A 25,695-nucleotide genomic window follows, 5' to 3' on the forward strand; every position below is an offset into this window, starting at 1 on the left:
TCACAGTAAGAGTTGATCAAACACGCTCAAGGATCATGGCAATGCCCTGACCCACGCCGATACACATGGTGCAGAGTGCATACCGCCCGTTGCGGCGGTGCAGCTCATGAGTGGCCGCCAGCGCCAGTCTGGCCCCGCTCATCCCCAGCGGATGGCCTAACGCAATCGCCCCGCCGTTCGGGTTGACGTGGGCGGCATCATCCGCCAGACCTAGTTCACGCAGAACGCCCAGCGCCTGCGCGGCAAACGCCTCGTTCAGCTCAATCACGTCCATATCGTTGATGCTTAAACCGGCACGCTCCAGAACTTTGCGGGTGGCTGGCACCGGGCCAAGCCCCATCAGACGCGGCTCAACACCGGCGGTGGCCATCGCCACAATGCGCGCGCGCGGGGTTAAGCCCTGGCTGGCCGCCATGTCGGCGCTGGCGACGATCAGCGCCGCGGCGCCATCGTTCACCCCGGACGCGTTCCCGGCGGTCACCACCCCATCAGCACGGAAAGGGGCTTTCAGGCCAGCCAGCATCGCAAGCGTGGTGTCCGGTCGCAGGTGCTCATCGTGCTGCACTTCGGTCACGGCCCCTTTTTTGCCTTTCAGAACCACCGGCACAATCTCCTGCGCCAGAATGCCGCTGGCCTGCGCCTGGGCGGTGCGTTGCTGGCTGCGGTAGGCAAAGGCGTCTTGATCCTCACGGGAAATATTTAACAATTTGGCTACATTCTCTGCCGTTTCGGGCATGCTGTCAGTACCAAATTGCTGTGCCATGAGCGGGTTCACAAAACGCCAGCCGATGGTGGTATCAAAAATCTCGTTCTGGCGCTGAAAGGCGCTGGTGGCTTTGCCCATCACGAAGGGGGCACGGGACATCGACTCCACTCCCCCGGCGATCATCAGGTCGGCATCCCCGGCACGAATGGCGCGGGCCGCGAAGCCCAGCGCATCAAGGCCAGATCCGCACAGCCGGTTCAGCGTCGTACCGGAGACGGTCTGGGGCAGCCCGGCCAGCAGCAGCGACATGCGCGCCACGTTGCGGTTATCTTCCCCCGCCTGGTTGGCACAGCCGTAAATCACATCATCAATACATCCGGCATCCAGACCGGGATTACGCGCCAGCAACTCGCGCAGCGGGATGGCCCCCAGATCGTCGGTGCGTACGCCTGATAAGGCGCCAGCGTAGCGGCCAATCGGAGTGCGGATCCCGTCACAAATATAGGCGTCACGCATCATGCTTCTCCTGTGATAGTGCCGCCGATGCGGTGGGATTTCCCACGGAAGAAGGCGACGGTTTTCTGTTGTTGATTAACGATTTCGATGTCGTACACGCCGGTCTGTTTGCCCTGGTGACGAACCTGCGCGGTGGCGGTCAGCCTGTCGCCGGCAAAGGCCGGGCGGATGAACTCGATGGCGCAGCCGGACGCGACCGCCGCCAGCCCCTGGCTGTTACAGGCGTAGGCGAAGGCGGTATCGGCCAGGGTAAACAGCTGGCCGCCGTGACAGCTTTGATGGCCGTTCAGCATTTGTGGCGTGACCTGCATGGTCAGTACGGCATAACCGTCATTCATCTCGATAATGTCGATACCATACGCCTGGGCGCAGGCGTCTTTTTCATACATGGCTCGGGCGTTACGCCAGGCGTTATGACTCATAGCTACTCTCCAGAAGCGCACGCTGGCGCAGCAGGGAAGATGGGCGATAGCGCTCTTCGCCGTAGTGTCGTTGCAGGTTTTCCAGCAGGATCAGCACCCGTTGCCAGCCGAGTTGTTCACCCCAGGCCAGCGGGCCGCGCGGGTAGTTCACCCCCAGCCGCATCGCGGTATCGATATCCTCTTCCCGGGCCACCCCTTTTTGCAGCGCGTCCAGGGCTTCGTTGATGATCATCGCCAGGGTGCGCCAGATGATCAGCCCCGGATAGTCTGCGACCTGCAGGACGCGCTTGCCCCGCTGTTGCAGATAATGCACCGCTTTACGCGTCGCCGAAGCCGGGTTACTGGCGGCGCTGGCGATGACCGCCACGTCCCCTTCAAGACGATCAATCACCACCACCGGGCAGGCATAGCGCGCCGCTAAGGCCTGCGCCGTCTCCCCCTGCGTCTCAATGAGCAGCAGGTCGTCAATTTTAGTGACACCGTCACTTGTCTTTTCACTGTAAGCGGCGCTGTCGCCGTCGCTTACCGCCTCATACCAGCCCACCGTCGGCTTATCGCTGCGCCAGTTGTAGACGCCCTGTCCGCTCTTCTTGCCAAGACGGCCGCCCAGCACCAGCTCCTGCTGCATCAGCGAAGGGAGAAAACGGCGCTCTTGCCAGAAGGCGTTAAACACGGAACAGGTCACGGCAAAGTTGACGTCCTGGCCGATCATGTCGGTAAGCTCCAGCGGTCCCATGGGGAAGCCCGCCCCTTCACGCAGGGCAGCGTCCAGATCCTGTGGGGCTGCCACCTGCTCCTCCAGCGCACGCCAGGCTTCGGCGTAGTACGGACGCGCCACACGATTGACAATAAAACCCGGGGTAGACTGGCAGCGCACCGGCTGTTTACCCCAGCGGATCGCCAGGTCGCACAGCTGCTCAACCACTTCGTTCGAGGTAGCCAACCCGCTCACCACCTCCACCAGCTTCATCACCGGTGCAGGGTTGAAGAAGTGCAGACCCGCCACGCGCTCGGGGTGAAGCACGCCTGCGGCAATGGCGGTAATCGAGATCGAAGAGGTGTTACTGGTCAGCAGGGTCTGCGGCGGGCAGATCTCAGCCAGCTGGGCAAACAACGCCTTTTTCACTTCCATACACTCGGACGCCGCTTCAATCACCAGATCGGCGGCGGCCAGCGCCTGAATATCGGTGACCGGCGTCAGTCGGGAGAGCGTCTTTTCGCTCGCTTCGGCGCTGAGCTTGCCGCGGGCCACGCGCGATGCCAGACGGCTGCGGATGCCCTCGATGGCGCGGGCAATCGCCCCGGCGTCGATGTCATATACCAGCACCGGGTGGCCCTGACTGGCCGCCACCTCAGCGATCCCGGCCCCCATGATGCCACTACCGATGACCGCGACGGTTTGAACAGATAGCGTCATGATTATTTCCCCGTGAAGTGCGGCGCACGTTTGTTGAGAAACGCACTGACCCCTTCGCGATAGTCGGCGCTTCGGCCCGCTATACGCTGATAATCACGCTCCAGATCGAGCTGAGCATCGAGGGTGTTGGTTTCCGAGGCGTTGATGGCCTGTTTAATTAACCCCAGCCCGAATGTGGGCTGAGCGGCCAGATGCACCGCCAGCTGCTGTGCGGTATCCACCAGCGCGGCATCGTCCACCACCTGCCAGATCATCCCCCAGGCGTGCGCCTGCTCTGCGCTGAGCTTTTCACCCAGCAGCGCCAGCCCCATCGCCCGCGCCCGGCCCGCGACGCGCGGCAGCAGCCAGGTACCACCGCAGTCCGGCACCAGCCCCAGCTTGCTGAACGCCATGACAAAGTTTGCCGAACGCGCGGCAATCACGATGTCGCAGCCCAGCGCGAGGGTAGCGCCTGCGCCAGCGGCTACGCCGTTCACCGCGCAGATCACCGGTTTTGGCAATGCCGCCAGACGACGAACCAGCGGGTTGTAAAAACGCTCAACAGACATCCCGAGGTCCGGCGCAGGGCCGTTCGGGTCAACGTTACGGTCGTTCAGATCCTGCCCGGCGCAAAACCCGCGTCCGGCTCCGGTGATCAGCAGGCAGCGGATAGTCTCATCGCGTTCAGCCTGCTTCAGACATTCCGCCAGCTGCTGGTGCATCACATCGTTGAAGCTGTTAAGCCGATCCGGGCGGTTGAGGGTAAGGGTCATCACCCCGTGTTCAACGTGACTAAGAATGAAATCCATGGTTAACGTCCTTTAAATTCGGGGCTGCGTTTCTGCAGGAAGGCGGCGATCCCTTCGCGACGATCTTCGGTGCCGGCCAGCAGCGTAAAGAGCTGACGCTCCTGGGCAAGCCCCGCCTGCAGAGGAACTTCCTGCGACTGGCGCAGCGCCTGTTTCGCCGCCTGCAGTGCCAGCGGCGAGTGGCGGGCCATCTGTGCCGCCTGCTGCAGGGCGTACTCCAGAGTCAGGGCATCCGGGTGAATATCACTCACCAGCCCTGCCGCCAGCGCCTGCCGGGCGGTGATGCTTTCGCCGGTCAGCACCATTTTGCTGGCCAGCGATTTGCCAACGCAGCGGATCAGACGCTGGGTGCCCCCGGCGCCCGGCATAATCCCTAAAGTGATCTCCGGCAGCCCAAAACGGGCGCTTTCACCGGCAATCACCACGTCACAGAGCAGGACCAGTTCGCAGCCCGCTCCCAGCGCGTAACCGTTCACGGCGGCAATCAACGGTTTACTGAAGGTGTTGATACGCGCCCAAAGCTGGGGGCGAACGTCGTTGAGGGTGGCGGGCAGATCTTTTTCCGCCATCTCGTTCAGGTCGGCCCCGGCGGCAAAGAAGCGGGCATCGCCGGTGATGACGCATACCGAAATCGTGTTATCCACGGCGGCTGCTTCCAGCGCCTCTGCCAGCTGGCCGAGCAGCGCATTATTCAGGGCGTTGCGCGCCGCAGGGCGGTTTAGCGTCAGCTGCAATACGCGGCCATGACGGGTCTGGATCAATTCGCTCATGCCATCCCCTTCGCGTCGAAGTCGACTACCACGTCAGGCGTCAGCGGCAGGGCCTGGCAGCTCAGCACATAGCCTGCGGCCAGTTCGTCCGGCTCCAGGCTGTAGTTGGTGGTCATCTCGACTTTTCCGCGCACCACTTTGCACTTACAGGTGGCGCAGACGCCCCCTTTGCAGGCATATGGCAGGTCAGCCCCCTGACGCAGGGCCGCATCAAGAATGCTTTCATCTTCCGCCCCGAGGGTGATTTCCCGGTCGCGGCCATCCTGGCGGACGGTCACTTTCTGTCCGTGCGCCTGTACGCTATGGGCGCGTTTGACCGCCGTACCCGGGGTGTTAAAACGCTCCAGATGGATGGCTTTTTCCGGCATCCCCAGCGCTTTCAACGCGTTTTCAGCGTCATCCATCATCGCCGTAGGGCCACAGATAAAGGCCTGATCGAACTGACTGAAATCAATCAGTCGTTGTGCCAGCGCGTGCAGCTTTTCGCCGTCGATACGCCCGCTCAGCAGCGCGCTGTCCAGCGTCTCCTGGCTGAAGATATGCACCAGCTGCAGGCGCGACGGGTAGCTGTCTTTCAGGTCCGCCAGCGCCTGGCGGAACATCATGCTCTGGCTACTGCGGTTGCCGTAGATCAGCGTGAATTCGCTGTCGGGTTCGGTTTGCAGAGTCGTGGCGATAATCGCCAGCATCGGGGTAATACCGGATCCGGCGGCAATCGCCAGATAGCTCCCCTGCTGTCCCGCCTGCGGCTGATAGCCAAAGTGGCCCTGCGGGACCATCACCTCCAGCGCCATCCCCTGCTTGATCTCCCCCTGGGCATAGCGCGAGAAACGCCCGCCGTCGATGGCTTTCACCGCCACGCTGATCTCCCCCGGATGAACGCTTCGACAGATGGAGTAGCAGCGGCGCAGCTCCTCATCACCGAGGCGAGCCTTCAGGGTCAAATGTTGACCGGGACGGAAGCGATACGCCTCCTGCAGCGTGGGTGGGATAGCGAAGGTGATGGTCACCGCATCGCGGGTTTCGGGCTCCACTTTTGCCACCGTTAAGGAATGAAACGTTGTCATGGCAACCTCAAATACATTTGAAATAGTCGAAGGGTTCACGGCAGCTATCGCAGCGGTAGAGCGCCTTGCAGGCCGTGGATCCAAATTCACTGATAAGGGTGGTCGAGGTGCTGGCGCAACGCGGGCAGGTCACCTCTGCCGCCAGATGGGCGTGGCAACTGTGTCCGGCGGGTGGGCTAATGCCATACTGACGCAGACGCTCGCGGGCATCCGGGGTCATCCAGTCGGTGGTCCAGGCCGGGTCGAGCTGAATGGCGACCTGCACCGGCGCAAAGCCGTGCGCGGTCAGTGTGTCGCGGATCGCGCCGATCAGATGATCCGTTGCCGGACACCCCGAATAGGTGGGGGTGAAGCCGATCGACCAGCCGTCGCCCTGGGCTTCAACGCTGCGCACCATGCCCAGGTCGGTAATGGTTAATACCGGGATCTCCGGGTCCGGGATCTGGCTTAATAGCGACCAGATTTGCGGGACTTCGGCGGGGGCCAGTTCAGCGAAACGTTGCATAGCGTCCTCCTCTGTTACCACTGCTGACCGGGATAGACGCGTTGCAGATATTGCATCTCTGCCAGCATCGGCCCCAGATGTTCAGTATGCAGACCCTGCCTGCCGCCGCTGCGGTAGGCCGCCTCTTCTGGTACCGTCAGGGCTGCATCCTTGAGACCGGCCATGATTTCCGCTTCCCAGGCGTCGCGCAGCGTACGCGGATCGACCGCGATGCCCTCTTCGCTCAGCGCCAGGTCAACGTCGTCGGCCTCAAACAACTCCCCGGTAAAGCGCCACAGTTCGTTGATGGCCTGCTGCATTCTTTCAGCGGAGAGTGCTGTCCCGTTGCCGAGGCGCTCCAGCCAGCCGCGGCTGAAACGCAGGTGGTAGCGCACCTCTTTCAGCGACTTGGCGGCGATCGCGGCCAGTTGCGCATCGCGGCTCTGCACCAGACGGCTATACAGCGCCACGTGCCAGGCATCGATGAAATACTGGCGCGCGATGGTATCGGCAAAGTTACCGTTCGGTTGCTCCACCAGCAGCAGATTGCTGAACTGACGCTCATCTCGCCCGAAGGCCAGCGAATCTTCATCGCCGTCCCCTTCCAGCTCGGCGGCATAGGTTAAGAAGTTGCGCGCCTGCCCCAGCAGATCGAGGCCGATATTGGCCAGCGCCAGGTCGATCTCCAGCTCCGGTGCATGGCCGCACCACGCGCCAAGGCGCTGGGAGAGCACCAGCCCGTTATCACCCAGACGCAGTACATAAGCCGTTAATGTTTTCATCCCTGACCTCACATATGCTCGATGCCATCAGGGATGGTGTAGAAAGTGGGATGGCGATAGACCTTGCTCTCAGCCGGGTCGAAGAACTCGCCGCGCTCTTCCGGCTGGGAGGCGACAATTTCGCTCGCCTTCACCACCCAGATTGAGCAGCCTTCGCTGCGGCGGGTATAGGCATCGCGTGCATTCTCCAGCGCCATGCGCTCATCGGCGGCATGCAGGCTTCCCACGTGACGGTGAGACAACCCCTGTTTGGTGCGGATAAAGACTTCATATAACGGCCAGTATGTTTTGCTCATTGTGCTTCCTCCTAAGCGACGTTGCGGACGTGCTGTTTTTCGGCGTGCGCCAGTGCGGCTTCGCGCACCCACGTCCCCTCTTCCCAGGCTTTACGCTTGGCGGCCAGGCGCTCATGGTTGCACACGCCGCGGCCGTTGATCACGTCGTCAAATTCTTGCCAGTTGATTTCGCCGAAGCGGTAGTGGCCGCTCTCTTCGTCCAGATGCAGATCCGGGTCCGGCACGGTCATGCCCAGCATCTCAACCTGCGGCACGGTGTTGTCGACAAAGCGCTGACGCAGCTCATCGTTACCAAAACGTTTGATTTTCCAGGCCAGGCTGCGGGCGCTGTTCGGTGAGTTATCATCGTTGGGTCCAAACATCATCAGCGCTGGCCACCAGAAGCGGTTGATGGCGTCCTGCAACATCTGCCGCTGCGCCTCGCTCCCCTGTGACAGCGCCATGCAGGCTTCAAAGCCCTGACGCTGGTGGAAGCTCTCTTCTTTACAGATTTTCACCATCGCCCGGGCGTAGGGGCCATAAGAGGTTCGGCAGAGCGCCACCTGGTTCACAATGGCCGCCCCGTCCACCAGCCAGCCAATCACCCCGATATCCGCCCAGCTCAGAGTGGGATAGTTAAAGATGGAGGAGTATTTCATTTTGCCGTCGAGCATCTTTTGGTAGATGTCTTCCCGGGCGCAGCCCAGCGTTTCTGCCGCACTGTAGAGATAGAGTCCGTGACCCGCCTCGTCCTGCACCTTCGCCAGCAGAATGGCTTTGCGCCGTAGCGTTGGTGCGCGGGTGATCCAGTTACCTTCCGGCAACATGCCAACAATCTCAGAGTGCGCGTGCTGGCCAATCTGACGGATCAGCGTTTTACGATAGGCTTCCGGCATCCAGTCTTGCGGCTCAATGGCCGTCTCCTGCGCGATGCGTTGCTCAAAACGTTGTTCTTCTGTCACATCATCACCTTTATGATTCGTGAATCCATCAAGTGACGCCGATTAGCGAATCACTTTGTTTTTTAAAAGTTACACAAAGGTTAAATATAACCCCAAGAGTTGTTTGTCTATTTTGTGATGGCGCTCGCAACCCTTTTGCTTAGCCCGCGTCGCGCCTGGATCGATGCGCAGGACATTCGTCAGGCAAGATCACATTGTTAACAAATCATTAAAACATTCCTTGCATTTTATGATTCGCGATCAAACTATCTATAGTGAAATCACGAAACACTTGGAGAGAAGAAATGCAGCAGTTAGCCAGCTTCTTATCCGGCACCTGGCAGTCTGGCCGGGGCCGTGAACGCAGCATTTATCACGCCATTACGGGCGAACCGCTCTGGCAGGTCACCAGCGAAGGGCTGGATATGGCCGCCGCGCGTCGCTACGCCATTGAGAAAGGCGGTGAGTCACTTCATGCGATGACCTTTATCGAGCGCGCCGCGATGATCAAAGCGGTGGCGAAGCATCTGCTAAGCCAGAAAGCGGAGTTCTATGCCCTCTCGGCACAGACCGGGGCAACCAAAGCCGATAGCTGGGTGGATATCGAAGGGGGCATCGGTACCCTTTTCACCTATGCGAGCCTGGGCAACCGCGAGCTACCGGACGATACCCTGTGGCCGGAAGATGAACTGATACCGCTCTCTAAGGAGGGAGGCTTTGCGGCTCGTCATGTACTGACGTCGAAATCGGGCGTGGCGCTGCATATTAATGCCTTTAACTTCCCCTGCTGGGGGATGCTGGAAAAACTGGCGCCAACCTGGCTTGCCGGAATGCCTGCCATTATCAAACCGGCCACCGCCACCGCCCAGCTCACCCAGGCGATGGTAAAATCCATCGTTGAAAGCGGCCTGGTGCCCGAAGGGGCAATCAGCCTGATATGCGGCGGCGCGGGCGATCTGCTTGACCACCTGGACAGCCAGGACGTGGTGACCTTTACCGGCTCGGCAAGCACCGGCCAGATGCTGCGGGTTCACCCCAACATCGTCGCCAAATCCATCCCCTTCACCATGGAAGCCGACTCGCTAAACTGCTGCGTGCTGGGGGAGGACGTTACGCCGGAGCAGCCGGAATTTGCCCTGTTCATTCGTGAAGTGGTGCGTGAAATGACCGCCAAGGCCGGACAGAAATGTACCGCCATTCGCCGTATCATCGTGCCGCAGGCTCAGATCGAGGCGGTGAGCCAGGCGCTGATTGCCCGGCTGGAAAGCGTGGTGGTCGGCGATCCGGCGCAGGAGGGGGTAAAAATGGGGGCGCTGGTCAACGCCGAACAGCGCGCCGACGTGCAAGAGAAGGTTGATGCACTGGTGACAGCAGGCTGTCAGGTGCGCCTCGGCGGCAAAGCCGATCTCAACGCGGCCGGCGCATTCTTCCCGCCGACGCTGCTCTTCTGTCCGCAACCGGATGAAACCCCCGCGGTGCATGCCACCGAAGCCTTTGGCCCGGTCGCGACTCTGATGCCGTACCAGGATGCTGAACACGCGATGGCCCTTGCCCGCGCGGGTGAAGGGAGCCTGGCGGGCACGCTGGTAACCGCTAATCCGGCGCTGGCGCGGCAGTTTATTGCCGGCGCGGCGCGGGCGCATGGCCGTATTCAGATCCTTAACCAGGAGTCAGCCAAAGAGTCTACCGGCCACGGCTCTCCTCTGCCCCAGCTGGTTCACGGCGGGCCGGGGCGTGCCGGGGGCGGCGAGGAGTTGGGCGGCCTGCGCGCGGTGAAACATTATCTGCAGCGTACGGCGATTCAGGGCAGCCCATCAATGCTGGCAGCCATCAGCAAACAGTGGGTACGTGGCGCCAGCGTGCAGGAAGATCGCGTTCATCCGTTCCGCAAATACTTCGAAGAGTTACAGCCAGGGGATAGTCTCCTGACGCCGCGCCGTACCCTGACCGAGACCGACATCGTCAATTTCGCCTGCCTGAGCGGGGATCACTTCTACGCCCACATGGATAAAATCGGTGCTGCCGAGTCGATCTTCGGCGAGCGCGTGGTCCACGGTTACTTTGTCATTTCTGCCGCTGCCGGTCTCTTTGTGGATGCGGGCGTTGGCCCGGTGATTGCCAATTACGGCATGGAAAATCTGCGCTTTATCGAACCGGTCAAACCGGGCGATACCATCCAGGTACGCCTGACCTGTAAACGTAAGACGCTCAAGAAACAGCGTACGGCGGATGAGAAACCGACCGGCGTAGTGGAATGGGCGGTGGAGATCTTCAACCAGCATCAGCAGGCCGTCGCTCTCTACTCCATTCTGACCCTCGTTGCGCGCCAGCACGGGGACATTGACCTCTGACCCTCCTCTTCCGGATAACGCAGCCTGCGTTATCCGGCTTCTGGCACATCTGACAAATAATCTGGCAAACGCAGGCAAACAGTGTCCATGGCGATATTGCTATGTTGGCGATGAGTAAACCGCGCGCAGAACAGCGGTCCCGAGTGCACAACGACACAACAATACGAGGTTAATTATGGGAAGCCCCTCTCTTTTTTCCCCGCGTAAAACGGCAGTCGCTCTGGCCGTCGCGGCCCTTTTACTTGGCCAGGCGCCGGCGATGGCGCATGGCACCGCCGCACACATGGTGCCGATGGACAAAACCCTGGCCGACTTTGGCGCGGATGTGCAATGGGATGACTACGCCCAGATGTTTACCATCAGCAAGGATGGCGCCTTTGTGAAGGTGAAACCCGGCGCGAAACAGGCGATGGTCAACGGCAAGCCGGTGACGCTACAGGTGCCGGTGGTGATGGAAGGCCAGACGGCGATGATCCCTGAAACCTTTATTAACGACGTCTTCCAGTCAGGGCTGGACCAGACTTTCCAGGTGGAAAAGACCCCGCACCCGCTGAACGCCCTCTCGGCCGACGAGATCAAGCAGGCGGTGGAAATTGTTAAAGCCGCGCCGGATTTCAAACCTAACACCCGCTTTACCCAGATTGCGCTGGTAGAGCCTGAAAAAGCCAAAGTATGGGACTTTGTCCTCAATGGCACCGCCGTTGATGCGCCTCGTCAGGCCGCCATCACCATGCTCGACGGGAAACATATCGTCGAAAGCGTGGTGGATCTGCAAGAGAAAAAAGTGGTCAGCTGGGCGGCTATCAAAGATGCGCACGGCATGGTGCTGCTGGATGACTTTATGACCGTACAAAGCATCGTCACCTCCAGCCCGGAGTTTGCGCAAGCGCTGAAGAAGCACGGCGTGGATGACCCGAGTAAGGTGGTGACTACGCCGTTGACGGTCGGTTACTTCGACGGTAAAGACGGCCTCCGGCAGGAAGATCGCCTGCTGAAGGTGGTGAGCTATCTGGATGTCGGTGACGGTAACTATTGGGCCCACCCGATCGAAAACCTGGTGGCCGTGGTCGACCTGGAGCAGAAAAAGATCCAGAAAATTGAAGAGGGTCCGGTGGTGCCAGTACCGTTGACGCCGCGTCCGTATGATGGCCGCGACCGCGTGGCGCCGAGTCTGAAACCGCTGAATATCGTGGAGCCGGAGGGTAAAAACTACACCATTACCGGCGACATGGTGCACTGGCAGAACTGGGATTTCCACCTGCGGCTGGACTCCCGCGTAGGGCCGATTTTGTCGACCATTACCTATAACGACAACGGTAAAAAACGCCAGGTTATGTACCAGGGATCGCTGGGCGGAATGATCGTGCCTTACGGCGACCCGGATGTGGGCTGGTACTTCAAGGCTTATCTGGACTCCGGCGATTACGGCATGGGCACCCTGACCTCCTCGCTGGTGCGCGGTAAAGATGTGCCTTCAAATGCGGTGATGCTCAACGAGACCATTCCGGACTATACCGGGGCACCGATGGAGATCCCGCGCGCTATCGCTATTTTCGAACGCTATGCCGGGCCAGAGTATAAGCACCAGGAGATGGGGAAACCCAACGTCAGCGCCGAGCGGCGGGAGCTGGTGGTGCGCTGGGTCAGTACCGTAGGGAACTACGACTACATCTTTGACTGGGTCTTCCACCAAAATGGCACCATCGGAATTGATGCCGGGGCAACCGGTATCGAAGCGGTGAAAGGGGTGCAGGCGAAAACCATGCATGATCCGAGCGCCAAAGATGACACCAAATATGGCACGCTGATCGACCATAATATTGTTGGCACCACCCACCAGCATATCTATAACTTCCGCCTGGATATGGACGTAGATGGCACTAACAACCGCATGGTGGCCATGGATCCTGAGGTGAAGCCAAACACCACGGGCGGCCCACGTACCAGCACCATGCAGGTGAATCAGTACACCATTGATACCGAACAGCAGGCGGCACAGAAGTTCGACCCCGGCACCATCCGCCTGCTGAGCAACACCACTAAAGAGAACCGCATGGGTAACCCGGTGTCTTACCAGATAATCCCTTACGCCGGGGGCACCCACCCGGTCGCCACCGGAGCGAATTTCGCGAAGGATGAGTGGATCTACCATCGTCTGAGCTTTATGGATAAGCAGTTGTGGGTGACCCGCTACCATCCTAATGAGATGTACCCGGAAGGCAAATTCCCGAACCGCTCCATTCACGATGAGGGGCTGGGCAAGTACAGTAAAGATAACGAAAACCTGAACGACCAGGATAACGTGGTCTGGATGACCACCGGTACCACCCACGTGGCACGTGCGGAGGAGTGGCCTATCATGCCAACCGAGTGGGTCCATACCCTCCTCAAACCCTGGAACTTCTTTGACGAGACCCCTACGCTTGGCAAGAAGAAAGACGAGAGTAAATAACCGTGAAGCCGGGCGTGATGCCCGGCTTTTTTTGCCATGGTTAACACGATATGACCACCGCCTCCCGGGACGTAACGCTTCCTAATTCACTATCAGGCTGCTAATAATGTGCCAGTGGATGATGATCGACCGAAGAGGACGCTATGGAAAATAATATTTCTTTCATTGACTTAATTGGCAAGGAGTTCAGCGGATCGCCAATCGGAACGCTGGCTGCATTTATCGCGATTTTTGGCGCCATCGTAGCGCTCATGAAGGTCTGTGCCAGGCGGAACCCCACTTCGGCCCATGAAATTTACCAGAAGAATGGAATAAGCCGGTTTCTGTTGTTCCTCTTCGCAATCAATCTCCCTTTAAACAAAACCCCCTCGATATCCAGAACTGAGCTGATTGGATCATGCTTAATCGCCGCTATCTCGCTGAGCGCCTGCGGTTTTATGGGCAACATGCTGTTTAAGGTCGCGAATACGCCAAAAGGCGCGGCATCGCTTTTTTACAAGCCTACCGATGAGAACTTTTATCTCTCCCCGCAGGGCGGTTCAGAGGCTTTTGCAGTCATCCGTAAAGGGCGTTGGTCGATCACCCCGGCCACTTGCCAGGCTCCCGCAGAAATGCCGCTTACCCCCTCCCACGGCCTGGTACAAATGATTTGCGAGACCTTTGTTAATGAGGAATATAAGCAGGATGTGATTAAGGCGGTAAAACAGTTCGAAAAAGATAAGCCGGTTATCTACACCATGGTCACCTTGCTCAGTATGTTGCTGTTCTGGATCGCCGCAAGCCTGGTGCTCTCGCTTATCTATAAAAAGCGACTCCACAACTATGTTAAGAATGAGCACAAGATTGCTGAAAGCTACGTAATGTGAAAAAGCCCTCTTACGAGGGCTTCAGCTAACTTCAATACCGTACACAAACCGATTTGGTTTCACACCAGCCGTCCAGCCAGTCGGGGCCAAAATCACGCCCGGTGCCGGACTGCTTCATGCCACCGAACGGCAGGTTGGCGTCAATCAGGGTATGGCTGTTCACCCAGACGGTACCGGCCTGCAGTCGATCGCTGTACGAAAGCGCATGGCTGATGTTTTGCGTCCAGATGCTGGCGGTCAGGCCATATTCCGTGTCGTTCGCCAGCTTCAGCGCCTCTTCCCCGTCGGCCACCCGCACTAAATTGACGACCGGGCCAAACACCTCTTCCCGCGTCAGGCGCAGGCTGGCATCCGGGTTCACCACCAGCGTTGGCGAGACATAGTAGCCCTTACCGTCCGGCCCACGATTGCCGGTAATCAGCTCCGCGTGCCCGGATTGGGCTTCATCAAGGAAGGTCTGAACCTTGTCGCAATGGGCGCGGGAGACCAGCGGGTTGATATGTGCTTGCGGGGACATGCCCGGCCCGACGTTTAAGGACTTCACCGCCTGCTCAAACCCGCTTACCAGGGTATCGAACAGCGGCGCTTCGATATAGATACGCGAACTGGCCGCACACACCTGGCCCTGGTTGAGGAAGCTGCCGGTCATTAACCCTTCAATAACCCAGGCCGGATCGGCATCTTTCAGCACAATGGCCGGGTTTTTGCCACCCAGCTCAAGGGTGACGCCCATCAGACGCTCCGCCGCGGCGCGGGCAATTTGCTTGCCGGTGGCGGTAGAGCCGGTAAAGCTTGCCTTAGCGATATGGGGATGGCTGGTCAGGGCGGCGCCGCACACTGCCCCGCTGCCCGTGACCACGTTAAAGACGCCGTCGGGAATACCCGCTTCGCTTGCCAGCTCGGCCACCCGCAGCATGGTCAGCGGCGTGGTTTCCGAAGGCTTGATCACGATCGAGCATCCTGCCGCCAGCGCGGGCATCACTTTCCACATACCAATCATTAGCGGGAAGTTCCACGGCACGATGCCCGCCACAACGCCGACGGGCTCTTTGCGTGTCCAGGCCTGGTAACGCGCCCCCTGGGGCATTGGAATAGAGAGGTCGAGGGTCTTACCGGTAATTTTGGTGGTAAGTCCGGCGGTATAACGCATCCAGTTCAGGGTGCAGCCCACTTCAAAGGCGCGGGAGATATTAATGGATTTGCCCTGCTCCAGGGTTTCAAGCTGGGAAAGCGCCTCACTGTGCTGCTCCACCAGATCGGCAAAACGCAGCAGAATGCGTTCACGCTCGGCGGGCAATTTACCCGCCCAGCTACGGCCCACAAAGGCGCGCCACGCGGACATGACCGCGCGATCGACATCCTGGGCGCTGGCGTCGGCGGTGGTGGCAATCACCTCGCCGGTCGCCGGGTTGAACACATCCAGACGGTTATCGCTATCGGAGGCAGTCTGCTCTCCCTCGATCCAGAGACCGTGCTGGCGGTCTAAAAATTGCTGCACGCTTTGCAGTACGGCGACCTGAGTATCAGACATACCTTCTCCTTATCTTTCGCAGGGTGTCACAGCAGTCTAAGGTGGCTTTGGCAAATCCGCTTTTATCTCTATGACATTCACTTTGTCACCTGTGACAGGCACCGCAATTCGTGATAATTCCCGCTTATTACACTATTCCCGGTAAGTGTTCTTTCCTATAGTCAGCGCAATGCCTGTGGAATTTGGCAACATAAATGCAACAATGCTTAAACATTAACGGCGTGACGGGAATGAATATGGCGTGCGTAAGCGAACAGGAAAGATTTCAGCACTGGCTGGCGCAAATTAACGCGGTTTGCGGCAGTTTCGCGGCCCGGCCAATGAACGGTGAATTTTTTGGCGAGCTGGAGTCGACCTGGACCGGTAACCTGAAGCTGAGCACCGTGACCGCCGGTGGCGTGAATCTGTTTCGCACCCGCCAGGAGATTAAGCACAGTAACGACGCCTGGTTCTATACCGTTTTCCAGCTTGAAGGCGTGGCGGGACTGGAACAGGATGACCGTCAGATCACCCTGGCGGCCGGGGATATTAGCTTAATCGACGCCTCGCGCCCCTGCTCGCTTTACTGGCAGGAGAAGTCTCGCCAAATCTCCCTGCTGCTGCCCCGACAGATCCTTGAACAGCACTTCCGTTTTCAGGAGGTGAGCTGCGCACAAAAACTCTCCCATACCCTGCCCACGGTACAATTAAGCCACCGTCTGATGCAGGAGAGCATGAGCAACCCGACGCTTAGCGAGCAAGAGAGCGAAGCGGCGCTGGAGGCGATGGTCTGCTTACTGCGTCCGGTACTACAGCAGCGTGAAAGCACCCTGCCGCGCAAGGAGCGCCAGTTCAAAAGCGTGCTGTCATTGATTGACGATCATATTCAGGCGGAACATCTGCGCCCCGAGTGGATTGCGGCAGAGAGCGGTATGTCAGTACGCAGTCTCTATCGTATGTTTGCCGATAAAGGACTGGTGGTCGCGCAGTACATTAAAAACCGTCGTCTCGATTTCTGCGCGCAAATGCTGCGCGCAACCCGCGATGAAGAGAAGCTGGCGGGCATTGGTTACAGCTGGGGCTTTACCGATCACAGCCATTTTTCTACCGCCTTTAAGCAACGATTTGGCATCTCACCCGGCGAATACCGCAAACGCCACCGCTGATCACTTCTTTAGCCACTTGCCGTTAATGCCTTTGACATACTCACCGGGGCGGGCGCGCTCCACCAGCTTGATGCCAGCCATTTTGGCCACTTCGTCTACCGGAATGTTGTTGCTGTCCGCCAGTTTTTGATAGCTGTTGGTACGCGCCTGGTTAATTTGCGCCACCAGCGCCAGCGTCTCGCGATCCTGAGCCACGGGCGCCAGGTATCCGTCCAGCGTCTCCCCTACACGCCCCTGGCTGCGGGCTTCGTTCAACGTGAGCGCCGAGGCCTGCGCGCAGAGTCCCAGCGTAAGCAGAATGATGGCTAAGGATTTCTTCATGACCACCTCAGAATAGATCGCTGCGGGATTTCAGCAGCGCTTCCACGTCTTTATCCACTTTAATGTGAATTTCGTGTTCGATCTTCACGTTCATATTGATGGTAATGGGCTCTTTCGGGGCCGCCACTTCGATACGCGGCGTACAGCCCGTCAGCAGCATAACGACAACGGCGGCGACGCCACCGGCCAGTGTTCTCATTGTTGTTCCTCACATTCCTTGCCCTTCGGGCAGTGGGTTGCTGGTAAGGTGGCGTTCTGTTCAAGCCACGCTTGCAGGTTGTCGCCAAAGCGCAGGCTGCGCCAGAGAGTAAACACATTTTCCTGATGGGTGTAGTTCAGGTTAACGGCATTCGATTTGCCATCCACGCGGCTGATGCCTTTAAGCGTTGACGATAGCGTCAGCTCCCCCAGGTTATCTACATTGAGTTTTGTCCACGACTGAGAAATTTCCATGTAGCGCAGCCAGTCGATAGCGACGCCGGCGGCCATATTGTCTTTTACGATCGCGTCTGCCGTGTTTTTATCGATACGCAGGGTCATTGGCCCGGCGTTAGAGAGCCAGCCATCTTTGATAATCCACTTATCGTTATCCAGCCAGAACGGCAGCGCCCCGCTCACTGGTCCGGAGAGGGTAAACTGCTTCGGATTCACGGCGCTGATCAGCTCGCTGGAGGAGATGTTCTGCACGCGTAATAATGCCGCATCATGCTGGGGCATCCGCAGTTGCTGCATGGTGACCTTGCCCCCCAACAGTTCGACGTTGACGTCGGTTAACAGCAGCGGCGCCTCTTCGCGCCATGGGTAATCGCCCTGCAGGTCGGCGGTGATATGGTGCATCGTCACCTGGTTTTTCACCTCCGCGATACGCAGCGTAACCGGGCCGTGGGTGCCCAGCGACCAGACGCCCTCGCTGAAGCGGAATGGCAGGACAAAATCGACGCCGTTGATCTCGTTGTCGGGCATCCAGACGCTGCCGTTTTTTAGCACGCCATGTCCTCCCGCCTCAAAACCTTGATCCGCCGCCGCAGAAAAGGCGACCTGGGCATAGAGCTCCCCATCGCGCAGCTTCATTTTCCAGTCAGGCGGGACCAGGGGCTGGAAGACGTTTAACGACTGCTGCGGCCACCACGCCTGCCCGCGTAGACGTTCGCCATCCCAACGGCCATTCACCTGTACCGGGCCGATAGCCCCGGCGTGCAGCGCCCCTTTAAACTGGAAGAGCGTGGGATCGGTGCCATCGACGCTGAACGTCAGGGTGGAGGGCGGCAGCACGCTGCCGCCGGTAAAGGTCGTCTCTTGTGCATTAAAGGCCAGCGCGCCGCTAAAATGGGGATCGGCAGGGTCTCGCTGCCAGCGCACCGGGCTTTCCAGTACCAGCCGCGGCTTGCTGGCGAGCATAGAGCCGTATTGCAGTTTATCAAAGCCGGTGGAGAGCGCATTCAGCGCAATCACCGTGTCGCGCCATTCGCCCTTGCCTGCTACATCCCAACGCGCCTGCATGGGCAGAAAATGTCCCTCGCCCCAGTAACGCCACTGCCACAGCCCCTTATCCGGCAAAAAGTTGTTCGCCTGGCCGTCAAGATGGAGGGTGAAGTTACCCATCTCATTTTCATGCGCGCGCAAAATGGCCTGTAAACGTCCATCAATGCCATTACCGGTAAGCGTGACCCCGGCTAATGGCCACCGCACTTCATCAATATTCAGCGCGTTGATGAGACGGCCACGCGAACGTAGCAGCGCCCCGGGGGCAAAAGCCAGTTTAGGATCGGCCAGGCTGCCCGTCAGCGTTGCCGGGAGCCCGGCGTAGAAAATGAGATCATCCTGCTTGGCCTCACCGTTAAGATGCAGCGGCATATTGCTGTTATCCATACTTAACGTGCCGGGGCCAAAGCTGAGCACGGCGTTACCCTTTCCGGCATCACCGGAGGTGACTACGTTCATCCGGCCAGAAATAGTGGCCTTATCGATGCGCTGCTGCCAGTTTTCAATTCGCACCCCCAGCCGACCGCCAAGCGGAATGCCCGATTGCGTCCAGCTCCAGCGGCCATCGCTGATGGAGAATTGCTCCGGGGTGATCTGCCAGGGAAGATCCAGCAACGGCTCGCCGCTTTCGCGGGCAATCATCACCAGTTGACCTCTGTTATCCTGCCACTCCAGTTCGGCATCGACCGGAGAGTTAACCTGGGGCACCGAGAAGGTGGTCACGGCATGCCCCTGTACCGGCAGGCCGTCCGGTACGAGCGGAAGCGTGAATTCGCCCACCAGCTTCACCGGCTGGGGCGAGTCTGGCAACTGGATCTCAACATCGCTGACGGTAAGATTTTGTCCGCGCAGCGTACCACGCAGCTTGATTGATTCACCGTCGTAATGGATTTCCTGCACTTTCGGGGTCAGTGAAGCGGTAATTCTGCCTTGCCACTGCTGCCAGGGCGCCAGGGTCAGGCGATCAATACTCAGCCAGGTATTGGGCAGTAATGATTGCCACTCTGCGAGGGTCTTCGGGGCGGCTGCGCTCGGCGCGCTTTGCGGAATTTTGCTGAAACAGGCGCTATTAAGCGTGACCGCAGCGGCGTCGAACTTCCAGCGGCTGGGGTGAGAGAGCGTGGCATTTTCGATGCGCGCGATTTCGCAATCTTCTACCAGATAGCGCAGATCGGGGATGACCAGGGCGTGGCGCGTCAGGTGCGGGCTTTTTTCGAAGGCAATGCGGGTCCCCACTGGCAGCCAGATCCCGGCCAGGGTCGGAACCCACTGGGCAAGGGTCATCAGCAGCGTCAATGGCAGCAGTAACAGCAGCAGAAGGAGCGCGATGGCGGCTTTGTATTTACCCTTCATGGGTAGTTAATATCCTGATTTAGCGAAAATATTTGCCGGCAATGCCGGGCATTGTGGCACGTTTAGCCGCCAGATTGAAGCCAGGTGCGTTTTAAGGATAGTTGCTCTGACCCGAAGCGGTAAACCGCGTGTGCTGATGCGTTAGGGTAAAGCGAGAGTGGCAGAATAAAACCCTGTTGTTTTAATCTGATAGAGTTCAGACGCAAAGATGCTCTAGAATTATTCATAGAAGATATTGATTTCAATAATTTTTCATAAAATGTAAAATTATTTTAATTACGCTACTATGAAGTTAAATCACTGGAGAAAGTCCTATGAAACTCGCGGTATATAGCACAAAGCAGTACGATAAAAAGTACCTGCAACATGTTAACGAGGCGTATGGCTTCGAGCTTGAATTTTTCGACTTTCTGCTGACTGAAAAAACGGCCAAAACGGCGCACGGCTGCGAAGCCGTCTGCATTTTCGTCAATGATGACGGGAGCAGACCGGTGCTGGAAGAGCTGAAGAAACAAGGGGTGAAGTATATCGCCCTGCGCTGTGCGGGCTTTAATAATGTGGACCTCGATGCCGCCAAAGAGCTGGGGCTGAAAGTGGTTCGCGTCCCGGCCTACTCTCCGGAAGCCGTGGCTGAACATGCCATTGGTATGATGATGTCCCTGAACCGTCGTATTCACCGTGCCTATCAGCGCACCCGTGATGCGAATTTCTCCCTCGAAGGTCTGACCGGCTTTACCATGTACGGTAAAACGGCTGGGGTGGTCGGTACCGGTAAAATTGGCGTAGCGGCACTGCGTATTCTGAAAGGTTTCGGTATGCGTCTGCTGGCGTTTGATCCCTATCCGAGCGCAGCGGCGCTGGATCTCGGCGTTGAGTATGTTGATCTGCCGACGCTCTTCTCCCAGTCCGATGTGATCTCCCTGCACTGCCCGCTGACCCCGGAAAACTACCACCTGCTCAATCAGAGCGCTTTCGACCAGATGAAAGACGGGGTGATGATCATCAACACCAGCCGTGGCGGTCTGGTTGATTCTCAGGCCGCGATCGAAGCGCTGAAAACGCAGAAAATCGGTGCGCTGGGGATGGATGTTTACGAGAACGAACGCGATCTCTTCTTTGAAGACAAATCAAACGACGTGATTCAGGATGACGTGTTCCGTCGCCTGTCGGCCTGCCATAACGTGCTGTTCACCGGCCACCAGGCCTTCCTGACGGCCGAAGCCTTGATCAGCATCTCTGAGACCACCCTCGGTAACCTCAGCCAGCTGGCCAAAGGGGAAGAGAGCCCGAACGCGCTGGTATAATGTCCCGCAAGGCATTGTTCATACATAGATATGGACAATGCCTTTTCGCTTTCAGATTAAGCCCGATGATATTTTTCACATCCTTTATAGAATGTGAGTTAGGCATTTCGCAGTAATAATGTTGAGAACCAAAATGAAAACGCTCGTTGCAGTAACGCTGTTAAGCCTGACCCTGACCGGTTGTGTAAACCCAGGGAAAGCCTCAGTGCAAAAAGATCAGTTACAGAACCACCGCTTTGTGCTGGAAAGTGTTAACGGCGCCGCCGTAAAGCCCTCCGCCACACCACCTGAAATCGCGTTTGGTGAGAAAATGGCCGTATCAGGGGTGATGTGTAACCGCTTCAGCGGTGAAGGGAAGCTCTCAGAGGGCGAACTGAAGGTCAAAGAGATGGCGATTACGCGCAAACTCTGTACAGACCCTCAGCGTAATGAGCTGGATAATACGCTCAGCACTATGCTGCGCAAAGGCGCGCAGGTTGACCTCACCCAGGATCAATTAACCCTGGCGACGGCAGAAACGACGTTGATGTTTAAACGTGTGGAGTAATCAGTAACTTCCGCACGATCCGCCGGCAAGCGATTGTTCACTGCAACGTTTGCCGTTGGGCAAGGCACACATGCCGATGGCCGAGCCATCCAGTTGACGTGCAACCGAGAGCGAGCCGCCAATCATGGCGCAGTTCGCTTGTCCCGAGTTGGACATCGCCGCTCTCATCCCCGGCGCGACGTGCGCGGCGGTGGCCTGCTGAACAGGTTCATTGCTACAGGCCGACAGTAACAAGGCGGCACACCCTACCCAAAATGCTGCACGCATAACTTCTCCCCACATGAATTGGCAAAACCTAACCATCATAGGCACCCACTCCGCTCGCGTCGAGACCGCATACGCGTATTTATGCGTCCGCGAAACATTTTCTCGCAATTTTTTGGCAAAACCTTGATCTGATCGGGGGCGCGGCCGTCTCCCAGGACACAAAAGCGAAAATTGAAAAACCCTACCTTTGCTAACATTAAAGGATAATTACAGGACTCGTCATCGCGCGCGAGTCCCCTCTTTTTTGCGCAATGTAAGGGTGTCTCCTATGCAAACTATTGACGGTAATGGCGCAGTCGCGTCCGTCGCGTTTCGCACCAGTGAAGTGATCGCCATTTACCCAATTACCCCCAGTTCCACAATGGCTGAACAGGCCGATGCCTGGTCGGGTAATGGTTTAAAAAACGTCTGGGGCGATGTGCCCCGCGTTGTTGAGATGCAGTCAGAAGCCGGGGCGATCGCCGCGGTGCACGGGGCGTTACAGACGGGGGCGCTCTCAACCTCGTTTACCTCTTCGCAGGGACTGCTGTTGATGATCCCGACGCTTTACAAACTGGCCGGACAGTTAACGCCGTTTGTACTGCACGTGGCGGCCCGTACCGTTGCCACGCACGCCCTGTCGATCTTTGGCGACCACTCCGACGTTATGGCCGTACGCCAGACCGGCTGCGCCATGCTCTGCGCGGGCAGCGTCCAGGAAGCGCAGGACTTTGCCCTGATCTCACACATTGCCACTCTCAAGAGCCGCGTGCCCTTTATTCACTTCTTTGATGGGTTCCGCACTTCGCATGAGATCAACAAAATTAAGTCGATTACGGACGACACCATCCGTAGCCTGTTGCCGCAGGCAGAGATCGATGCCCACCGGGCCCGGGCGCTGAATCCGGAACACCCGGTGATTCGCGGTACATCAGCAAACCCGGATACTTATTTCCAGTCCCGGGAGGCCACCAACCCGTGGTACAACGCGGTGTACGACCACGTGGAGCAGGCGATGAACGACTTTGCCGATGCCACCGGACGGGCGTACAAGCCCTTCGAGTATTACGGTCACCCGCAGGCGGAGCGCGTGATAGTGATCATGGGATCGGCCATCGGGACCTGTGAAGAGGTGGTCGATGAGTTGTTGACCCGTGGCGAAAAAGTGGGCGTCCTAAAAGTGCGTCTTTATCGCCCCTTCTCGGCCCGACACCTGCTGGCCGCACTGCCCGAGAGCGCACGCGCCGTGGCGGTGCTGGACCGCACCAAAGAGCCCGGCGCGCAGGCGGAGCCGCTGCATCTGGATGTGATGACCGCGCTGGCGGAAGCCTTCAGCAGCGGCGAGCGCGAAACACTGCCGCGCGTTATTGGCGGGCGCTATGGCCTTTCATCTAAAGAGTTTGGCCCGGATTGCGTGCTGGCAATCTTTAACGAACTGCAGGCCAGCAAGCCGAAGCCGCGCTTTACCGTGGGGATCTACGACGACGTAACCCACCTCTCTCTGCCATTACCGGAAAACACCCTGCCCTCGCGTGCGAAGCTTGAAGCGCTGTTTTACGGTCTGGGCAGCGACGGGAGCGTGTCGGCCACCAAAAACAACATCAAAATCATTGGTAATTCCACCCCCTGGTATGCCCAGGGCTATTTTGTCTATGACTCGAAAAAAGCAGGCGGGTTAACCGTCTCGCACCTGCGCGTCAGCGAGGAGCCGATTCGCTCTGCCTATCTGGTGTCGCAGGCCGATTTTGTTGGCTGCCACCAGCTGCAGTTTATCGACAAATATCAGATGGTAGAGCGCCTGAAACCGGGCGGCATCTTCCTGCTGAATACCCCCTACAGCGCCGATGAGGTCTGGGGGCGTCTGCCGCAGGACGTGCAGGCCATGCTGAATCAGAAAAAAGCGCGCTTCTTTGTGGTGAATGCCGCAAAAATTGCCCGCGAGTGCGGTCTGGCGGCGCGCATTAACACCGTGATGCAGATGGCGTTCTTCCACCTGACAAATATTCTGCCAGGCGACAGCGCCCTGATGGAACTGCAGGGGGCGATTGCAAAAAGTTACAGCAGCAAGGGGCAGGAGCTGGTGGAGCGCAACTGGCAAGCGCTGGCGCTGGCCCGCGAATCGCTGGCGGAAGTGCCGTTGCAGGCGGTAAATGCCAGCAGTCCGCATCGTCCACCGGTGGTATCGGATGCAGCACCAGACTTTGTTAAAACCGTCACCGCCGCGATGCTGGCAGGTCTGGGTGATGCCCTGCCCGTCTCCGCGCTGCCGCCGGACGGCACCTGGCCGTTGGGCACCACCCGCTGGGAAAAACGCAATATCGCCGAAGCCATTCCGATCTGGAAAGCGGAGCTCTGTACGCAGTGCAACCACTGCGTTGCCGCCTGTCCGCATTCGGCCATCCGTGCGAAAGTGGTCTCGCCTGAGGCGATGGAAACGGCACCGGCCAGCCTCCATTCACTGGATGTGAAATCCCGCGACATGCGCGGACAGAAGTATGTGCTGCAGGTCGCGCCTGAAGATTGCACCGGCTGTAATCTCTGCGTTGAGGTGTGTCCGGCTAAAGATCGCCAGAACCCGGAGATCAAGGCCATCAATATGATGTCCCGGCTGGAGCACGTCGAGGAGGAGAAAACCAACTACGACTTCTTCCTTAACCTGCCGGAAATTGATCGCAACCAGCTTGAGCGGATCGATATTCGTACCTCACAGCTTATTACGCCGCTGTTTGAATACTCCGGCGCCTGCTCCGGCTGCGGTGAAACGCCCTATATTAAGCTGTTGACCCAGCTCTACGGCGACCGGATGCTCATCGCCAATGCCACCGGCTGCTCCTCTATTTACGGGGGGAATTTGCCCTCCACGCCGTACACTACCGATGCCAATGGCCGCGGGCCGGCCTGGGCGAACTCTCTCTTTGAGGATAATGCCGAGTTTGGTCTGGGCTTCCGCCTGTCTGTAGACCAGCACCGGGTGCGGGTTATGCGCCTGCTGGAACAGTTTGCCGATAACATCCCGGCTGATCTGAACGCGGCGCTGCACGCTGACGCGACGCCAGACGTTCGTCGTGAGCAGGTTACTGCGCTGCGCAGTGCGCTTCAGGGCGTTGCGGGGGCTGAACAGCTCCTTACCGATGCCGACGCGCTGGTGGAAAAATCGATCTGGCTTATCGGCGGTGATGGCTGGGCTTACGACATCGGCTTTGGCGGGCTGGATCACGTGCTCAGCCTGACGGAAAACGTGAACATTCTGGTGCTGGATACTCAGTGTTACTCCAATACGGGCGGTCAGGCATCGAAAGCGACGCCGCTGGGTGCAGTGACCAAATTTGGCGAGCATGGCAAGCGCAAAGCGCGCAAAGACCTGGGCGTCAGCATGATGATGTATGGCCATGTGTACGTGGCGCAAATTTCGCTGGGTGCCCAGCTTAACCAGACCGTGAAAGCGATCCAGGAGGCGGAAGCGTATCCAGGCCCGTCGCTGATTATCGCCTACAGCCCGTGCGAAGAGCATGGTTACGATCTGGCGCTGAGCCACGACCAGATGCGCCAGCTTACCGCAACCGGATTCTGGCCGTTGTATCGCTTTGATCCGCGTCGCGCCGATGAAGGTAAACTGCCGCTGGCGCTGGATTCACGTCCCCCGTCCGACGCGCTGGCCGAGACGCTATTGCAGGAGCAACGCTTCCGTCGTCTTAACGCGCAGCAGCCGGAGGTGGCAGAGCAGCTCTGGAAAGACGCCGCCGCCGATCTGCAAAAACGCTATGATTTCCTGGCGCAGATGGCCGGTAAAGCGGAGAAAGCGCCGAGCGAGTAATCCCTATTTAGCGGTATAAAAAAAGCCCGAAGATTTGTCTTCGGGCTGTTCCATTTGGAAAACAATAGGATTTAAAATTTTAAATCGTGTTCTCAACGAATTGAAATAACAACGG

The 25,695-nt window shown here is 58.4% G+C and carries 22 protein-coding genes; 7 read left to right on the forward strand and 15 right to left on the reverse strand.

Translation table 11 applies throughout. From position 1 onward, the window contains the following. Positions 1-16 precede the first annotated feature (16 nt). Genes pcaF through paaA form a run of 10 tightly spaced genes read right to left on the reverse strand, consistent with a single transcriptional unit; the run spans position 17 to position 8,189 of the window. Positions 17-1,222 carry a 3-oxoadipyl-CoA thiolase gene (pcaF, locus tag B2Q93_RS13305; protein ID WP_046885258.1) on the reverse strand — a complete coding sequence of 402 codons (1,206 nt, stop codon included), beginning with the start codon at positions 1,220-1,222 and terminating at the stop codon, positions 17-19. Then, entirely contained in the window at positions 1,222-1,644 is a 423-nt protein-coding gene (gene paaI, locus B2Q93_RS13310; RefSeq protein WP_207291814.1) for a hydroxyphenylacetyl-CoA thioesterase PaaI, read from the reverse strand. The genes pcaF and paaI overlap by 1 nt, the downstream gene beginning before the upstream one ends. After that, on the reverse strand, positions 1,634-3,061 hold the full coding sequence (locus B2Q93_RS13315; protein ID WP_233803496.1) for a 3-hydroxyacyl-CoA dehydrogenase: 1,428 nt from the start codon (positions 3,059-3,061) through the stop codon (positions 1,634-1,636). Before B2Q93_RS13315 ends, paaI begins: the two co-directional genes overlap by 11 nt. Before the next feature lie 2 nt (positions 3,062-3,063). Beyond that, positions 3,064-3,849, reverse strand: a complete 786-nt coding sequence (paaG, locus tag B2Q93_RS13320; protein WP_046885255.1) for a 2-(1,2-epoxy-1,2-dihydrophenyl)acetyl-CoA isomerase PaaG — start codon at positions 3,847-3,849, stop codon at positions 3,064-3,066. Positions 3,850-3,851: 2 nt separating this feature from the next. Continuing rightward, on the reverse strand, positions 3,852-4,619 hold the full coding sequence (gene paaF / locus B2Q93_RS13325; protein WP_212475794.1) for a 2,3-dehydroadipyl-CoA hydratase PaaF: 768 nt from the start codon (positions 4,617-4,619) through the stop codon (positions 3,852-3,854). After that, complete coding sequence (gene paaE / locus B2Q93_RS13330) at positions 4,616-5,686, reverse strand: 1,2-phenylacetyl-CoA epoxidase subunit PaaE (RefSeq protein WP_286933456.1); 1,071 nt, start codon at positions 5,684-5,686, stop codon at positions 4,616-4,618. The genes paaF and paaE overlap by 4 nt, the downstream gene beginning before the upstream one ends. 7 nt (positions 5,687-5,693) lie before the next feature. After that, positions 5,694-6,191, reverse strand: coding sequence for a 1,2-phenylacetyl-CoA epoxidase subunit PaaD (gene paaD / locus B2Q93_RS13335; protein WP_040075424.1), 498 nt, complete (start codon positions 6,189-6,191; stop codon positions 5,694-5,696). 14 nt (positions 6,192-6,205) lie between these two features. Then, positions 6,206-6,952, reverse strand: coding sequence for a 1,2-phenylacetyl-CoA epoxidase subunit PaaC (gene paaC / locus B2Q93_RS13340; RefSeq protein WP_286933458.1), 747 nt, complete (start codon positions 6,950-6,952; stop codon positions 6,206-6,208). Between the two features lie 8 nt (positions 6,953-6,960). Beyond that, positions 6,961-7,248, reverse strand: a complete 288-nt coding sequence (paaB, locus tag B2Q93_RS13345; protein ID WP_040075422.1) for a 1,2-phenylacetyl-CoA epoxidase subunit PaaB — start codon at positions 7,246-7,248, stop codon at positions 6,961-6,963. An 11-nt stretch (positions 7,249-7,259) separates the two neighbouring features. Beyond that, entirely contained in the window at positions 7,260-8,189 is a 930-nt protein-coding gene (gene paaA / locus B2Q93_RS13350) for a 1,2-phenylacetyl-CoA epoxidase subunit PaaA (RefSeq protein WP_040075421.1), read from the reverse strand. Between the two features lie 284 nt (positions 8,190-8,473). Here paaA and paaZ point away from each other — a divergent pair, with 284 nt between their 5' ends. From paaZ to B2Q93_RS13365, 3 genes are all read left to right on the forward strand, one after another. Further along, entirely contained in the window at positions 8,474-10,519 is a 2,046-nt protein-coding gene (gene paaZ, locus B2Q93_RS13355; RefSeq protein WP_207291820.1) for a phenylacetic acid degradation bifunctional protein PaaZ, read from the forward strand. Positions 10,520-10,694: 175 nt separating this feature from the next. Then, entirely contained in the window at positions 10,695-12,971 is a 2,277-nt protein-coding gene (tynA, locus tag B2Q93_RS13360) for a primary-amine oxidase (RefSeq protein WP_207291821.1), read from the forward strand. A 143-nt stretch (positions 12,972-13,114) separates the two neighbouring features. Beyond that, entirely contained in the window at positions 13,115-13,837 is a 723-nt protein-coding gene (locus B2Q93_RS13365; protein WP_286933460.1) for a DUF6216 family protein, read from the forward strand. A 31-nt stretch (positions 13,838-13,868) separates the two neighbouring features. On the opposite strand, the gene B2Q93_RS13370 is transcribed toward B2Q93_RS13365, so the two are convergent. Continuing rightward, positions 13,869-15,368, reverse strand: coding sequence for an aldehyde dehydrogenase family protein (locus B2Q93_RS13370; RefSeq protein ID WP_286933461.1), 1,500 nt, complete (start codon positions 15,366-15,368; stop codon positions 13,869-13,871). Between the two features lie 236 nt (positions 15,369-15,604). Here B2Q93_RS13370 and feaR point away from each other — a divergent pair, with 236 nt between their 5' ends. Then, positions 15,605-16,513 (forward strand): transcriptional regulator FeaR, encoded by a 909-nt coding sequence (gene feaR, locus B2Q93_RS13375; protein ID WP_286933622.1) that lies wholly within the window; start codon positions 15,605-15,607, stop codon positions 16,511-16,513. Here the strand turns inward: feaR and B2Q93_RS13380 are convergent, their stop codons facing one another. From B2Q93_RS13380 to B2Q93_RS13390, 3 genes are read right to left on the reverse strand one after another with little or no spacing between them, the layout of a single operon-like run. Then, the gene (locus B2Q93_RS13380) at positions 16,514-16,834 is read right to left on the reverse strand and encodes a YdbL family protein (RefSeq protein WP_286933463.1); all 321 of its coding nucleotides are present in this window, start codon (positions 16,832-16,834) and stop codon (positions 16,514-16,516) included. Between the two features lie 7 nt (positions 16,835-16,841). Further along, complete coding sequence (locus B2Q93_RS13385; protein WP_212475786.1) at positions 16,842-17,033, reverse strand: YnbE family lipoprotein; 192 nt, start codon at positions 17,031-17,033, stop codon at positions 16,842-16,844. Then, positions 17,030-19,669, reverse strand: a complete 2,640-nt coding sequence (locus B2Q93_RS13390; protein ID WP_286933464.1) for a YdbH family protein — start codon at positions 19,667-19,669, stop codon at positions 17,030-17,032. Before B2Q93_RS13390 ends, B2Q93_RS13385 begins: the two co-directional genes overlap by 4 nt. A 314-nt stretch (positions 19,670-19,983) precedes the next feature. Between B2Q93_RS13390 and B2Q93_RS13395 the strand changes: the two genes are divergently transcribed. Both B2Q93_RS13395 and hslJ read left to right on the forward strand, forming a co-directional pair. Beyond that, on the forward strand, positions 19,984-20,973 hold the full coding sequence (locus B2Q93_RS13395) for a 2-hydroxyacid dehydrogenase (RefSeq protein WP_040075411.1): 990 nt from the start codon (positions 19,984-19,986) through the stop codon (positions 20,971-20,973). Positions 20,974-21,106: 133 nt separating this feature from the next. Further along, entirely contained in the window at positions 21,107-21,520 is a 414-nt protein-coding gene (gene hslJ, locus B2Q93_RS13400) for a heat shock protein HslJ (protein ID WP_286933465.1), read from the forward strand. Here the strand turns inward: hslJ and B2Q93_RS13405 are convergent, their stop codons facing one another. Then, on the reverse strand, positions 21,521-21,787 hold the full coding sequence (locus tag B2Q93_RS13405) for a DUF333 domain-containing protein (protein WP_040078481.1): 267 nt from the start codon (positions 21,785-21,787) through the stop codon (positions 21,521-21,523). It abuts the gene before it with no gap. Positions 21,788-22,055: 268 nt separating this feature from the next. On the opposite strand from B2Q93_RS13405, the gene nifJ reads away from it, so the two are divergent. Then, positions 22,056-25,580, forward strand: a complete 3,525-nt coding sequence (nifJ, locus tag B2Q93_RS13410; protein WP_286933466.1) for a pyruvate:ferredoxin (flavodoxin) oxidoreductase — start codon at positions 22,056-22,058, stop codon at positions 25,578-25,580. Positions 25,581-25,695 lie beyond the last annotated feature (115 nt).

Source organism: Leclercia sp. UBA5958 (assembly GCF_002430365.1).
Taxonomy (GTDB): domain Bacteria; phylum Pseudomonadota; class Gammaproteobacteria; order Enterobacterales; family Enterobacteriaceae; genus Enterobacter; species Enterobacter pneumoniae.

Coding starts and splice junctions, on each gene's coding strand:
- paaB (WP_040075422.1), bottom strand. CDS start 7,248: ATGAGCAAAACATACTGGCCGTTATATGAAGTCTTTATCCGCACCAAA.
- tynA (WP_207291821.1), top strand. CDS start 10,695: ATGGGAAGCCCCTCTCTTTTTTCCCCGCGTAAAACGGCAGTCGCTCTG.
- paaI (WP_207291814.1), bottom strand. CDS start 1,644: ATGAGTCATAACGCCTGGCGTAACGCCCGAGCCATGTATGAAAAAGAC.
- B2Q93_RS13315 (WP_233803496.1), bottom strand. CDS start 3,061: ATGACGCTATCTGTTCAAACCGTCGCGGTCATCGGTAGTGGCATCATG.
- B2Q93_RS13385 (WP_212475786.1), bottom strand. CDS start 17,033: ATGAGAACACTGGCCGGTGGCGTCGCCGCCGTTGTCGTTATGCTGCTG.
- B2Q93_RS13365 (WP_286933460.1), top strand. CDS start 13,115: ATGGAAAATAATATTTCTTTCATTGACTTAATTGGCAAGGAGTTCAGC.
- B2Q93_RS13390 (WP_286933464.1), bottom strand. CDS start 19,669: ATGAAGGGTAAATACAAAGCCGCCATCGCGCTCCTTCTGCTGCTGTTA.
- feaR (WP_286933622.1), top strand. CDS start 15,605: ATGGCGTGCGTAAGCGAACAGGAAAGATTTCAGCACTGGCTGGCGCAA.
- B2Q93_RS13405 (WP_040078481.1), bottom strand. CDS start 21,787: ATGCGTGCAGCATTTTGGGTAGGGTGTGCCGCCTTGTTACTGTCGGCC.
- nifJ (WP_286933466.1), top strand. CDS start 22,056: ATGCAAACTATTGACGGTAATGGCGCAGTCGCGTCCGTCGCGTTTCGC.
- B2Q93_RS13380 (WP_286933463.1), bottom strand. CDS start 16,834: ATGAAGAAATCCTTAGCCATCATTCTGCTTACGCTGGGACTCTGCGCG.
- paaD (WP_040075424.1), bottom strand. CDS start 6,191: ATGCAACGTTTCGCTGAACTGGCCCCCGCCGAAGTCCCGCAAATCTGG.
- paaF (WP_212475794.1), bottom strand. CDS start 4,619: ATGAGCGAATTGATCCAGACCCGTCATGGCCGCGTATTGCAGCTGACG.
- B2Q93_RS13370 (WP_286933461.1), bottom strand. CDS start 15,368: ATGTCTGATACTCAGGTCGCCGTACTGCAAAGCGTGCAGCAATTTTTA.
- hslJ (WP_286933465.1), top strand. CDS start 21,107: ATGAAAACGCTCGTTGCAGTAACGCTGTTAAGCCTGACCCTGACCGGT.
- paaE (WP_286933456.1), bottom strand. CDS start 5,686: ATGACAACGTTTCATTCCTTAACGGTGGCAAAAGTGGAGCCCGAAACC.
- paaZ (WP_207291820.1), top strand. CDS start 8,474: ATGCAGCAGTTAGCCAGCTTCTTATCCGGCACCTGGCAGTCTGGCCGG.
- pcaF (WP_046885258.1), bottom strand. CDS start 1,222: ATGCGTGACGCCTATATTTGTGACGGGATCCGCACTCCGATTGGCCGC.
- paaG (WP_046885255.1), bottom strand. CDS start 3,849: ATGGATTTCATTCTTAGTCACGTTGAACACGGGGTGATGACCCTTACC.
- B2Q93_RS13395 (WP_040075411.1), top strand. CDS start 19,984: ATGAAACTCGCGGTATATAGCACAAAGCAGTACGATAAAAAGTACCTG.
- paaC (WP_286933458.1), bottom strand. CDS start 6,952: ATGAAAACATTAACGGCTTATGTACTGCGTCTGGGTGATAACGGGCTG.